This is a genomic window from Pseudomonas sp. RU47, from assembly GCF_004011755.1.
GTDB lineage: Bacteria > Pseudomonadota > Gammaproteobacteria > Pseudomonadales > Pseudomonadaceae > Aquipseudomonas.
On record NZ_CP022411.1, the window covers coordinates 5,869,334 to 5,882,089 of the forward strand.

The following is a 12,756-nucleotide window of genomic DNA, read 5'->3' on the forward strand; positions in this document are numbered from 1 at the left end:
TCACGTCTACCCAACATTGAATGCGCGCCGATGTGGCTATGACTGCTGCGCCGGCGCTCGTTCCACTCAGCCAACGGACAGGCTGCGTCATGTTTCAAGGAGTTCATCGCATGCGCCAAAAACCGGGACCTCGCCCCAAGTCACCGACCACCAGTCCACCGCAACCTGCAACACGGCATCCGGCTGACAGCCCGATACTCGCCAGACCGGAAAGCGTTCCGGGCCAATCATCCGTGGACTTGCCTTCTGCCTCCAAACGGCTGCGTCTGGATGAGCCGGACACTTCGCGCCAGCAGGCTGCGTCCATCGCAGTCAGTGTTCTGCCGACGACATCTGCACAAAGCCGCTCTTTTTCGATGACGTCGCTGGAGGATTTCGCCCATCCGTATTTCGGCGATTTGCCAGCGTCAAATGCATCCGGGGTCAGGCACTACCTCGGCCGGGATTGGGTCGATGTTCAGCTACCCGACATCGAAGGCCGACGACACGTTTGTGTTCGCTATGATGCCGAAGTCAAGGCGTATCGAGTGATCTCGTTCCGGCGTACGGCCCCTGGCCCACCGATTTATCGCACCACGCAAGACAATCTCTGGAGTCTGGATCGACACCTGACGTTCCTTAACGCCGATGATCATGCGATCTCCGCGACGCCGAATGCGGATGGCTACTACCCGTTTCACGCTGCTGGATCGAACAGCGACACGGCTGTTCTCGGCTATGCCTTCAGGGATAGCGAGCAGCGCTGGATCGCAATCGATCCGGCGCGGGCAAAGGCTGATGCGCCGCTTGCGCAGTGGTCGGATCAGGACATCCGGCAACTGTATATCGTCGAAGACTCGCAGGTTTCCGCTTTTCGCACAGCCGCGCAACAGTCTGGAAAAGCACCGGAATGGGCGCAGCGGGCACAGAACGTCGAGGATCACACCTTTGTCGCCGACTCGTTGAAATGGTCGCATCCACAACTGGATTCCGCTCAGCGCGCGCAGTTGCTGCGCAGCTATAACCTGAGCAAGGCCCAGTTGAGCCGTTTGCGCAAGGAATCCAGTGACGGCCAGATGCCGGAATGGGCGCAGCAACACAAGCGCCTGACGCTCGACGCCAGCAACGAACAACGCTTCAAACCGATCGCCGAAGAACTCGAAAACTACCTTCACGACCTGCGCACCCAAGGCCTGGACTTCAATCATCAATGGCCAGCGACGCGATACAGCGATGTGTTTTTAGCTGACTACGCCGCCCATCTCGGCTATCTGCGCACGCGCCACAACATGCTCTACCGCACCGATATTCCAGCGCTGTTCAGGGGCGAAACCCGTTTGCCGTTCGAACTGGCCAGGGATGGCCGGATGATGTACCGCAAAGGCAATCCCACGGGGACCACGAACAAGCGCGCCTTGAGTGCAACGTTCGGGTTGCACGACGCCACTGCCTACGCAGCGACCAGGGGCGGCTTCTATCACGAGCTGCATTACAACACCCAGGCCAATCGCTTTCCGGGCGTGAATCCGCAGAGTTCCAAAGGGCGTACCGGCGAGTCCTCGGATTCCGCAGACAGTTCCGTGTCGGACGGCAAACGAACCGGAGACGAGGCCGACTCGGACAACTCGTTCGTGTTCGATGATACGACGGGCTATGCGTCCACCCGCCGCCAGCAAACCACCACTTTTGTCTACGCCATCGATACTCGCGGGCTGGAAGTGGTACCGGGCGCGGAAAACAAGGCATTCAACCCCGGCCAGGGCAAATTTCTCTTCGACGCCCTGGAGGGGCACATTTCCACACCGACACGCGGCATCAGCGCCGAACGGCTCTGGCTGGTGCGCTCTGACCTGAATAAAGCGGCGCGGGTCAAGGACGTGCTGGAACAGGCGGGTGATCGTGCTGCAACAATCGAACAGGCCACCTGGGCGGGCACCGACAGCCGAGCGGCCGGCTACTTTGGCGCTAATGCCTACGATCGCCTGATCGATGAAATCGCCGGTTCGGGCGGTGTGATTCTGGACTTGCCAAAAGGCGACAAGACCTTTGCCGACGACGTCGTCTGGCCGGTCGCCGAGCATGATCGGGCCTGAGATAAAGCGCCATTCATCCAATAATGAATGGCGCGTTTTTAAACGGTAACTTGCAGCTATCCGACCACCTTGATCACGAAGATCGCCGGGATGCTATTGAACGCGTTGTGCCCCGTCGGGTTGGGGTCTACGTCCAGAAATGTGCTCATGCCACTGCTCACGCTGCGGTATAACGGCTTGCTTGAGGATTTTTTGTCATCTGTTTCGCGGTTCAATTCAAGATAAGCCGGACCTGCTTCGAAGTGGCCAAGCGAAGCTTTCGGCACGCCAGACGTACTGAATGAAAAGTCCTGCAGCGGAGCGCTGGTACTGGCCAACAGATTATGCGTCTTGTCTTCGATGAATAACCGCGCACCGTCGAACACGCCCGGATGCACGAGGCTGATTGCGTAACGCTCGCCCTGCGGGACGAACTTCAGCAGCAGCGGTTTATCGTCATCGTGGTTCGCCAGCGTGATGAAACTTGCGACGCGCGAATCAGCCAGTCCGACCTCGGCTTCCAGTTGCTCACCTCTGGTAATCCGCAGGTCGCGAAGCACCTGTTGCAGGCGTTGTTGATTAAGCACCAGCGGCCGGCCATTGAGATAAAGATGCGCGGTGAATGCTTTGCTGTTTACTGTTGCTATAGACATGGGGCGCCACCTGTAAACGTCCCGCCCTCGGTAACACCAACGGCAGGCAAATGCTGAAAAAAGGAAAGAATCAAACGGCGGCTTCAGCCATTACGGCTTTGGCTGTCGCGGCCATGCGCGGAATATCGCCGACCGGGACTTTTTCGGATTTTCGCTTACGTCGGGCAATCACCATGCGATCCGCATAATTCGAGGCGGCTTCAATAACATTGTTAACGTTATGATCAGTTCCGGCATGTTTCATAATGTACTTGCCGGCAATATCGTCCCAAAACGCCCATTCATCTTCATATACAGTCATGACTTCGTCCTTGTTTTTATAAAAGTCGCCCGCGTCCTGCGGGCAACTTGAAATTAAGGCAAAGCCATAAGCGAGACAATACTGGCAAATACGAACAGTTGATTCGAAGTGCAACTACGCAAACAACTCGCCCTGCAACTCATCGAGCAGGGCCTGAATCGCATCCAGACGTTGCTGAGGATCGTCGAGTTGCAACAGATCGATCTTGTCTTCTTCGGCGAACGGCAACAGATAGGCCAATTGATTGGCCAGCGATTGCTGACCGAGCGCATCGGTGCCCATGTTCAGCGCTTCGACCATCGGGTGCTCGGCCAAGGCCTTGAGCAGCGCCACCAGATCGGCGTCCTCATCCTGCAGCGGTTGCTCGGGATCGTCATCCAGCCACTCGACATCGGCGAGAAGCAACTGATCGCGCTGCACCTCGGTGCGCAATACATTGAATCGGCGTCCGCCCTGCACGCGGATCCCCAACAAACCGTTGTCCTGCTGCTGGAAATCAGTGATCCGCGCTTCACAGCCGACCAAGGCAAAACCTTCTGGCGCGACGCCGACTTCACTGCCCTCGAGGATGCACACCACGCCGAATCCACCGCCCTGCTTCATGCAGCGGCCGATCATATCCAGATAGCGTGCCTCGAAAATCTGCAAGTCGAGGTTGCAGCCGGGAAACAGCACTGTATTGAGCGGAAAAAGCGGCAAACTCATAGACATTTCCTTACACCACCATCGACACCGCCAACGGCAGGAACACCGCCGTGGCCACGCCCATCAGACTCATCGCCAGCGCCGCAAAGGCGCCGCACTCATCGCTTTCCTGCAACGCCACCGAGGTGCCGACCGCGTGCGCGGTCATGCCCAGCGCCATGCCACGCGCCTCGGGGCTATGCACACCGAGACGGGTCAGCAGTGCCGGACCGAAGATCGCGCCGATCACCCCGGTGATCAACACGAACACCGCCGCCAACGCCGCAACGCCGCCGATCTGTTCAGCCACCAGCATGGCGATCGGTGAAGTCACCGACTTCGGCGCCATGGTCATCAGGATCATGTGCTCGGCACCAAACCACCAGCCCAGCAACACGCCCATGCCTGTGGCGACTACCCCGCCTATCACCAGCGTAGTAAAAATCGGCCAGAACAATTGCCGAATACGTCGCAGGTTGAGATACAGCGGCACCGCCAGCGCCACAGTCGCCGGGCCAAGTAGAATGCTGAGGATCTCGGTGCTCTTGCGGTACTCCGCATAGGTCAGGCCGCAGCCGACCAAAACGCCAATCACCAACAGCATGGAGACCAGCACCGGCTGCAGAAAGATCCAGCGGGTTTTCTCGAACGCCGCCAGCACCAGTTGATAGGCACCGAGGGTGATGCCGATACCGAACAGCGGATGATGAATCACCGAAGCCCAGGCGCCCTGCCAGTCAAAAAGCATCAGGACTCCTCCGATGACGACGGCGCGTGACGCTTGACCAGACGCTGCATCAGCACGCCGGCGAAGGCCATCGACAGGATCAACGACAGCACCAGCGCGCCGACGATTGCCCAGAAGTCCGCGGCAATTGCCGTGGCATAGACCATCACGCCAACGGCGGGCGGCACCAGCAGCAACGGCAGATAACGCAGCAGACTGCCCGCCGCAAGGTTCAGCGGCTCGCCGACTTCACCGCGAACGATCAGGAATACGAGCAACAGCAACAGACCGATGATCGGCCCCGGCAGCACCGGCAACAGCAAATGATTGAGTGCCGTGCCGAGCAGTTGAAACAGCACCAGCAGGGTAAGGCCACGTAGCAACATCCGACATCTCCGTCTTACTTTCCACTGTGCAAGTCGTCCGCATTATAAGCACGCCTGCGCTATGGATCGGCATTCGCCAAAAGCATGGTCGGTTGACCGGAGCAAATCGCCATGATGATCTACAGTGGTTCGCAGGGAGGTCAAATCCCCCCACCTGAAAAACTATAAAACCGATGAACCCAAGGAGAGTCTCAATGCCCTATGTTCCCGTTGCAGAGCTCAAAGATTATGTCGGCAAGGAACTCGGACGTTCCGAATGGCTCACCATCGATCAGGAACGCATCAACCTGTTCGCCGAAGCCACCGGTGATTATCAGTTCATTCACGTCGACCCGGTCAAAGCCGCGCAAACGCCATTTGGCAGCACCATTGCCCACGGTTTCCTGTCGTTGTCGCTGATCCCTAAATTGATGGAAGACATCCTGATCCTGCCGCAAGGCGTGAAGATGGTCGTCAACTACGGTCTGGACAGCGTGCGTTTCATTCAGCCAGTGAAGGTCAACTCGAAAGTCCGCCTGAAGGTCGATCTGGGCGAAGTGACCGAGAAAAAACCGGGCCAGTGGTTACTCAAAGCCACTGCAACGCTGGAGATAGAAGGCTCGGACAAACCGGCCTATATCGCCGAGCCACTGTCGCTCTGCTTCGTGTAAACGTTCCGGATGCGAAGCAGCGCACGCTGTTTCGCGTCACGTCTCTATATATGCCACGCATAGCTGCGGCATACTCGGTCGCCTAATTGCCCGGATCCCGCTATGCGCTCACTTGCTCGTCTTGCACCCCTTGCCTTGACCCTGATGCTCACCGCGTGCGGCGACGGCGAATCGCTGCTGCCCCCGGATGCGCGCCTGCCGGACGGCGGACGCTATCGCGGTGAACTGGTCGATGGCTTGCTGCAAGGTCAGGGCCGTGTCGACTACCCCAACGGCAGTTGGTATGCCGGCCAGTTCGACAAAGGTCAGTGGCATGGTCAGGGCGAATGGCACGGCAGCAATGGCGAGATCTATCGCGGCCAGTTCCAGCAAGGCCTGTTCGACGGTCAGGGCAGCCTGACCACCAACGCCAGCAGTTACACCGGCGGCTTCAAGCAGGGCCGGCGCGAAGGCGAAGGCACGCTGAAAGAAAACGCCATGACCTATCGGGGCGAATTCAAGGCTGACCAGTACTCCGGGCTCGGCCGTCTGGAAATGGACGACGGCAGCTCCTATCAAGGCCAGTTCGCCCACGGCAAACCCAACGGTGAAGGCCAGCGTGGCGATGCCAGCGGCAACACGTTCAGCGGGCATTTCGTTAACGGGCAGCTGGAAGGCAACGGCACCTTCAACAGCGCTGACGGCGATATCTACGTCGGCGGCTTCAAGAACAATCAATTGCACGGCAAGGGCCGCTACGAAAACGCTGACGGCGATGTCTGGCTCGGTCAGTTCAAGGAAGGCGCGCTAACCGGTAAGGGTGAACTGATCGGTGCCGACGGCAGCCACTACATCGGCGCATTCAGTGACTGGCGCTTCAGCGGTCAGGGCCGCTTGAACCTGTCCGATGGCAGCTTCTACATCGGCGGTTTCGATAACGACAGCTACGCCGGACGCGGCACCCTGGTGCTGACCGATGGCAGCGTGATGAGCGGCACCTGGATCAACGGCCAGCGCGTGCGCGACGCCGATGGCAAGTTGTTGCCCGACACCCTCGAACTCGGCTTGCTCGCTCAGGGCCGCTTGCTCGACGACGCATTGGCCGCCATCCCCGCGTCGACCCCGGCGGTCGAGTTGTACACCCTGACCCTCGGCGGCGACGGCAAGCAAAGCGTATTCCTGCGCGAATCCGACTACGTCGCCAACATGCTCAGCACGCGCTTCGGTGCTTATGGCCAGATCCGTCTGGTCAACCACCGCGACCACCTCGGCGACCGGCCGATGGCCACCCGCGAGAACCTGCGCCGCGCCGCACAAACACTGGCCGAGCGCAGCGGTCCGGAAGATCTGCTGTTTATCTACCTGACCAGCCACGGCACTGCCGAACACGAACTGGTGCTCGACCAACCGCGCATGGAACTGGCCGACCTGCCCGCCGACGAACTCGCTGCCGTACTCGCGCCGCTGAAGAATCGCGACAAGATCATCGTGATTTCTTCGTGCTACTCCGGCGGTTTCATCCCGGCCCTGAAAGACGAACGCACGCTGATCATGACCGCCTCGCGCGCCGATCGGGTGTCGTTCGGCTGCTCGGAAGAAGCCAACTTCACCTATTTCGGCGACGCCCTGTTCGCCCAGGCGCTGAACCAGACCGATGATCTGGAACAGGCCTTCAAACTGGCCAAAGCCACCGTCGCCGAACGGGAACTGGCGGACAATTTCGAAGCGTCGGAGCCGCAGATCTGGGCGCCGAAAACCGTGCTGTCGCACTGGCAACTGCTGCGCAAACAGCAAGCCAGAAAAGCATTGCAAAGTGCTGCGTTGAACGACGGAGCGACAAAGAGCAACTAAGCTGAACAGTATCAAGGGAGAGACACTATGTACTTGACGCCTCAGCACGTATTGCTTGCCGGAGCCACCGGTTTGACCGGTGAACATCTACTCGACCGTTTGCTCAACGAGCCAACGATTTCTCGCGTGCTCGCCCCTTCGCGTCGGCCATTGGCGGAACATCCACATCTGGAAAACCCGGTGGGTGATCCGCAGGCGTTTCTGCCGCAGCTCAGTGGCCGCGTCGATATCGCCTATTGCTGTCTCGGCACCACGATCAAGCAGGCCGGCTCGGAAGCAGCATTTCGCGCGGTGGATCTGGACATGGTGGTGGCGTTCGCCAAACGCGCGCGGGAGATGGGCGCGCGGCATCTGATCGTCATCAGTGCGATCGGCGCCGATCCGAAATCGTCGGTCTTCTACAATCGGGTCAAAGGCGAAATGGAGCAGGCACTGCGCGCGCAGGACTGGCCGCAACTGACCATTTGCCGGCCATCGCTGTTGTTGGGTGAGCGGACTGAACCGCGTCTGGCCGAGCAATTGGCCGGGCCGTTGTCGAAGCTGATTCCGGGTAAATACCGTGGTATCGAGGCCTGCCAATTGGCGCGGGCGATGTGGCGGTTGGCGCTGGAAGAGCAGGATGGCGTGCGGGTGATCGAGTCGGATGATTTACGCAAGCTCGGCAAATAATCTATAGCGCCCGGAAGAAAGCTTTCGCGAGCAGGCTCGCTCCCACATTGGCACCGCGTCCCCCTGTGGGAGCGAGCCTGCTCGCGAATGGAGTGCGCAGCGCTCCCCTACAATCCGCCAGTCGCCTGAAAACTCACGCCAATCACCGTGAGCAATGACAGCGGCAACAGCAGCGTATCGAGCAAGGCACTCGCCGGCAGATCCACCCCCGGATAGCTCGGCGCCTCAGCCCCGAACCGATCCATCGCGCAACAGCCGCCATTCATCGCGTACAAGTCCAGCCGCGTCCCGGAATACACCACGGGCGCCCCCGGTTTCGCCGCATCCAGCGTGCGCGCCGTCGCGCACCCGGTCAGCAACAACACCAGCCCGATCGCCAGCAGCTTATTCATCGCTGCTCAGGTGATGCTCACCCCAACGCGGCAGCATGTCCTGGGGAATGCCGAGCAGATTGAGAATCCGCGCCACCACGAAATCGATCAGGTCGTCGATAGTCTGCGGCTGGTGATAGAACCCCGGCGAGGCCGGCAGAATCGTCACGCCCATGTTCGACAACTTGAGCATGTGCTCCAGATGAATACTCGAATATGGCGCTTCGCGCGGCACCAGAATCAATTGGCGACGCTCCTTCAAAGTGACGTCGGCGGCGCGCTCGATCAGGTTGTTGCAGGCGCCGGTGGCAATCGCCGACAACGTCCCGGTGGAACATGGCACCACGACCATCGCCGCCGGTGCGCCGGAGCCCGAAGCTACCGGCGACATCCAGTCTTCCTTGCCGTACACGCGGATCTGCCCGGCGGCAGCCCCGGTGTATTCGGTCAGGAAGGCCTGCATCATCTGCGGCTTCGGTGGCAGCGTGACATCCGTCTCGGTGGCCATGACCAATTGCGCAGCCTTGGAGATCAGGAAGTGCACTTCGCGATCTTCCCGCACCAGACAATCGAGCAGGCGCAAACCGTACTGGGCGCCGGACGCACCGGTCATGGCCAGCGTGATGCGTTCGGGCCCATTGCTCTCAAAACGCGTGTTCATTGCAGCGCCTCGGCGAGTTTGCCGTGCAGGCCGCCGAAGCCGCCGTTGCTCATGATCACCACGTGCGTGCCGGGCTGAGCCTGGCTCTTCACGCGTTCGATAATGCCTTCCAGCGAGTCGCTGACAATCGACGGCACGGTGCACAACGCGGCAGTGCCGGCCAGATCCCAGCCGAGGTTGGCCGGGGCGTACCAGATCACCTGATCGGCATCGATCACACTGTCCGGCAAGCCGTCACGGTGGGCGCCGAGCTTCATCGAGTTGGAGCGCGGTTCGATGATCGCGATCAGCGGTGCGTCGCCGATGCGCTTGCGCAGGCCGTCGAGGGTGGTGGCGATGGCAGTCGGGTGGTGGGCGAAGTCGTCGTAAATGGTAATGCCGCGGACTTCGGCGACTTTCTCCATGCGGCGTTTGACGTTCTTGAACGCACTCAACCCGGCGATGCCCATCGACGGCACCACGCCGACATGACGTGCAGCGGCCAGCGCGGCCAAGGCGTTGGCGACGTTGTGCTGACCGGTCAGCTCCCACTCGACGGTGCCTTGCGACACGCCTTCGAACATCACCTCGAACGCCGAGCCGTCTTCGCTCAACAGTTTGACCTGCCACTGACCGCCGGCGCCGGTGGTTTGCACCGGAGTCCAGCAGCCCATGTCGATCACCCGCTGCAAGGCCGGCTCGGTGGTTGGATGAATGACCAGGCCTTCACTCGGGATGGTGCGCACCAAGTGATGGAATTGCCGCTCGATCGCCGGCAAATCCGGGAAGATGTCTGCGTGATCGAACTCAAGGTTATTGAGGATCGCGGTGCGCGGACGGTAGTGCACGAATTTCGAGCGCTTGTCGAAGAATGCGCTGTCGTATTCGTCAGCCTCGATCACGAAGAACGGCGTACCGCCCAAGCGTGCCGACACCGAGAAATTCTGCGGCACGCCGCCGATCAGGAAGCCCGGGCTCATGCCGGCATGTTCCAGTACCCAGGCGAGCATGCTGCTGGTAGTGGTTTTACCGTGCGTGCCGGCCACCGCCAGCACCCAGCGACCTTGCAGCACGTGGTCAGCCAGCCACTGCGGGCCGGAGACGTATGGCAGGCCTTTGTTCAGCACATATTCCACCGCCGGGTTGCCGCGGGACATGGCGTTGCCGATCACCACCAGATCCGGTGCCGGATCGAGCTGCGCCGGGTCATAGCCCTGCGTCAGCTGAATGCCTTGGGCTTCAAGCTGCGTGCTCATCGGCGGATAGACGTTGGCGTCGGAACCGGTCACGTGATGGCCCAGCTCTTTGGCCAACACCGCCATCGAGCCCATGAAAGTCCCGCAGATACCCAGAATATGAATGTGCATAGTCGACCTCGTAAAACATGGCCGCAGGTTAGCGTAGGGAGGGGGAAATCGCACTCTTTAGGTGAGGGGCGGGGTGGGTGGGCCGTAACATCTCGACTCGACTGCAGACTGCCGCCCTCACCCCAGCCCTCTCCCAGAGGGAGAGGGAGCCGATCTGCGTCGTTTTCAAATCCTGAGTTCGGCTCGATAACTCAGGTCGGCGTAGATCAGTAGAGCAACTCGGTCAGTCCCCTCTCCGGCGGCAGAGGGAGCCGATCTCGGTCGCTTTCAAATCCTGAGCTCGGCTCGATATTTCAGGTCGGCGTAAATTGGCAGAACACCGCGGTCAGTCCCCTCTCCCTCTGGGAGAGGGCTAGGGTGAGGGCCTTCTAACTGACTCGCCGCTCAATCCCATGCTTACGCAGCTTTCTATAAAGCGTATTACGGCTAACCCCAAGCTGTTCAGCCGTTTGCGTCATGTGCCACCGCGTTTGTTCAAGAGCTCCGAGCAAGGCCAACCGCTCGGCGTCTTCCAGTGGATGTTCAGATAAATCAGGCTGCAAGATCGGTACCCGCCCCTGCCGAATCATCACCGGCAAATCCTCAACCCCGATCCGCCCTTCATCACACAACGCCGCCAGCGTGCGCAGCACATTGCGCAACTGCCGCACATTGCCCGGCCAGTTGAACGCCAGCAACGCCTGACGCGCCGGCTCGTCGATCAGGATCGTTTCACCGCCCGCCTCCTCGGCCAGCAGGAAATCCAGCAACTGCGATTTATCGCTACGCTCACGCAACGCCGGCAACGCTACTTCCAACCCATTGAGCCGGTAGTACAAATCCTCGCGGAAGCTTCCATCGGCGACTCGCTCCAGCAGATTGCGGTGCGTCGCACTGATAATCCGCACGTTGACCGACTCCGGCTCGCCGCCAATCGGCACCACTTGCCGATCCTCCAGCACACGCAACAAACGCGTTTGCAGCGCCAGCGGCATGTCGCCGATTTCATCGAGAAACAGCGTGCCGCCATCAGCCTGCTGCAACTTGCCGCGCATGCCGTCCTTGCGTGCGCCGGTGAAACTGCCGCCGCGATAGCCGAACAGTTCGCTCTCGATCAGGCTTTCCGGGATGGCCGCGCAGTTAAGGGCGACGAAGGCTTTGTTTGAGCGCTGGCTGGCGTGATGCACAGCCTTGGCAAAAGCCTCTTTGCCCGAGCCGGTTTCGCCATTGATCAGCAGTGGCACATCACGTTCGAAGACGCGCAGGGCTTTGCGGAAATCGGCCTGCAGCGCCTCGTCACCGAGACAGATGCCCGACAAGCGCGGCGCTTCAGCTACTACCGGCGTCGATACCATCGGTACAGCTTTGCGCGACTCACCGCGCAACACAGCAAACAGATGTCGCCCGTCACGGGTACGCAGCGGCCAACTGGCGCTGGCATTGGCGCTCGCGCGGCCAAGCAACTCATCCAGCGAACAATCGAAGAACGCCTCGACCGGTTTACCGAGCAAGCCGCCGCGAATATGCCCGAGCAAATTCAGCGCACTCTGGTTGACCGCACTGATCCGCCCTTCGCCGTCAAACGCCAGCAAGCCCTCGCTGAACAACCCGACCGATTCGGCCTGCAGATGAAAGCGCAGCAACCATTGATTATCAAAACAGCGCAGGAAGTAACAACTCTCGATCATCTTCGCCGAGAGGTTGACCAGCGCCATGGTGTGGAACTGGCTTTGCCGCGAGACATCGTGGCGCGCCGAAGACACGTCGAGCACCGCGAGCAGTTCGCCGTGCGGGTCGAACACCGGGCTTGCCGAGCAGGTCAGCCCTGTGTGGCGACCGCGAAAGTGTTCGTCCTGATGAATCGTCAGCGCCTGGCGCTCGACCAGGCAGGTGCCGATGCCGTTGGTGCCTTCGCAGGCTTCGCTCCAGTCGGCACCCAGCCAGAGACCGGCGCGTTCGAAGATCTTGCGTTCGGCCGGCGCGGTGACGCAGTTGAGGATCACCCCGCGCGCGTCGGTCAGCAATACCGCGTGGCCGGCGCCGGAGAGTTGTTGATGCAGGCTGCTCATTTCATTGCCGGCGATCTGCAACACCTGTTGCAGACGTTCGCGGCTTTCCAGTACCCGGCCGTGTTCGAGCACGGTCGGCGCCATGCTCAGCGCGGGGTCGAGGTGATAGTCCTCCAGACAACGCAGCCACGAACGGGCAATCGACGGATCGGCACCGGGCCCGTGCAGGTGCGGTTTACCCTGAGTAGCGGTGAGAACCTGCTGCGCATGGCGGCTCAAATGGTTGTCGTGCATTTCTTATTGTTCTCCCCGAGGCTCGACGGCCGAATGCTGAGGTGACGCCCAGCATCCCCCAGCCACCGACGCATTGCAATGCTGGCAAGACTGTCCGGTCACGGGCTGTACCGAAAGCGGTACAAACTGTCATCCCACCTGTACC

At 60.4% G+C, this 12,756-nt stretch carries 13 protein-coding genes; 4 read left to right on the forward strand and 9 right to left on the reverse strand.

Translation table 11 applies throughout. From position 1 onward, the window contains the following. Positions 1–20 precede the first annotated feature (20 nt). Positions 21–2,072 (forward strand): hypothetical protein, encoded by a 2,052-nt coding sequence (locus CCX46_RS26805; RefSeq protein WP_238704361.1) that lies wholly within the window; start codon positions 21–23, stop codon positions 2,070–2,072. Between the two features lie 56 nt (positions 2,073–2,128). Here the strand turns inward: CCX46_RS26805 and CCX46_RS26810 are convergent, their stop codons facing one another. The 5 genes from CCX46_RS26810 to CCX46_RS26830 form a co-directional block, all read right to left on the reverse strand. Beyond that, complete coding sequence (locus CCX46_RS26810) at positions 2,129–2,704, reverse strand: hypothetical protein (RefSeq protein ID WP_127929913.1); 576 nt, start codon at positions 2,702–2,704, stop codon at positions 2,129–2,131. A gap of 70 nt (positions 2,705–2,774) precedes the next feature. After that, entirely contained in the window at positions 2,775–3,005 is a 231-nt protein-coding gene (locus tag CCX46_RS26815) for a hypothetical protein (RefSeq protein WP_127929914.1), read from the reverse strand. Positions 3,006–3,119: 114 nt separating this feature from the next. Then, positions 3,120–3,710, reverse strand: coding sequence for an LON peptidase substrate-binding domain-containing protein (locus CCX46_RS26820; protein ID WP_127929915.1), 591 nt, complete (start codon positions 3,708–3,710; stop codon positions 3,120–3,122). A gap of 10 nt (positions 3,711–3,720) precedes the next feature. Continuing rightward, positions 3,721–4,437 carry an LrgB family protein gene (locus CCX46_RS26825; RefSeq protein ID WP_053124192.1) on the reverse strand — a complete coding sequence of 239 codons (717 nt, stop codon included), beginning with the start codon at positions 4,435–4,437 and terminating at the stop codon, positions 3,721–3,723. Next, positions 4,437–4,802, reverse strand: a complete 366-nt coding sequence (locus tag CCX46_RS26830; RefSeq protein ID WP_127929916.1) for a CidA/LrgA family protein — start codon at positions 4,800–4,802, stop codon at positions 4,437–4,439. Before CCX46_RS26830 ends, CCX46_RS26825 begins: the two co-directional genes overlap by 1 nt. Before the next feature lie 194 nt (positions 4,803–4,996). On the opposite strand from CCX46_RS26830, the gene CCX46_RS26835 reads away from it, so the two are divergent. From CCX46_RS26835 to CCX46_RS26845, 3 genes are all read left to right on the forward strand, one after another. After that, positions 4,997–5,452 carry a MaoC family dehydratase gene (locus tag CCX46_RS26835; RefSeq protein ID WP_007909575.1) on the forward strand — a complete coding sequence of 152 codons (456 nt, stop codon included), beginning with the start codon at positions 4,997–4,999 and terminating at the stop codon, positions 5,450–5,452. A gap of 102 nt (positions 5,453–5,554) precedes the next feature. After that, positions 5,555–7,282, forward strand: coding sequence for a C13 family peptidase (locus CCX46_RS26840; protein ID WP_127929917.1), 1,728 nt, complete (start codon positions 5,555–5,557; stop codon positions 7,280–7,282). Positions 7,283–7,309: 27 nt separating this feature from the next. Next, positions 7,310–7,951, forward strand: coding sequence for an oxidoreductase (locus CCX46_RS26845; protein ID WP_053124198.1), 642 nt, complete (start codon positions 7,310–7,312; stop codon positions 7,949–7,951). Between the two features lie 107 nt (positions 7,952–8,058). On the opposite strand, the gene CCX46_RS26850 is transcribed toward CCX46_RS26845, so the two are convergent. The 4 genes from CCX46_RS26850 to CCX46_RS26865 all read right to left on the reverse strand — a co-directional run bounded on the left by CCX46_RS26850 (position 8,059) and on the right by CCX46_RS26865 (position 12,611). Then, a complete protein-coding gene (locus tag CCX46_RS26850) occupies positions 8,059–8,343 on the reverse strand; it encodes a YceK/YidQ family lipoprotein (RefSeq protein WP_127929918.1) in 285 nt (94 codons plus the stop codon). Further along, positions 8,336–8,983, reverse strand: coding sequence for a flavin prenyltransferase UbiX (gene ubiX / locus CCX46_RS26855; protein WP_007909567.1), 648 nt, complete (start codon positions 8,981–8,983; stop codon positions 8,336–8,338). The genes CCX46_RS26850 and ubiX overlap by 8 nt, the downstream gene beginning before the upstream one ends. Beyond that, complete coding sequence (gene mpl / locus CCX46_RS26860; RefSeq protein ID WP_127929919.1) at positions 8,980–10,329, reverse strand: UDP-N-acetylmuramate:L-alanyl-gamma-D-glutamyl-meso-diaminopimelate ligase; 1,350 nt, start codon at positions 10,327–10,329, stop codon at positions 8,980–8,982. Before mpl ends, ubiX begins: the two co-directional genes overlap by 4 nt. 368 nt (positions 10,330–10,697) lie before the next feature. Continuing rightward, positions 10,698–12,611, reverse strand: a complete 1,914-nt coding sequence (locus CCX46_RS26865) for a sigma-54-dependent Fis family transcriptional regulator (RefSeq protein ID WP_127929920.1) — start codon at positions 12,609–12,611, stop codon at positions 10,698–10,700. Positions 12,612–12,756: the final 145 nt, after the last annotated feature.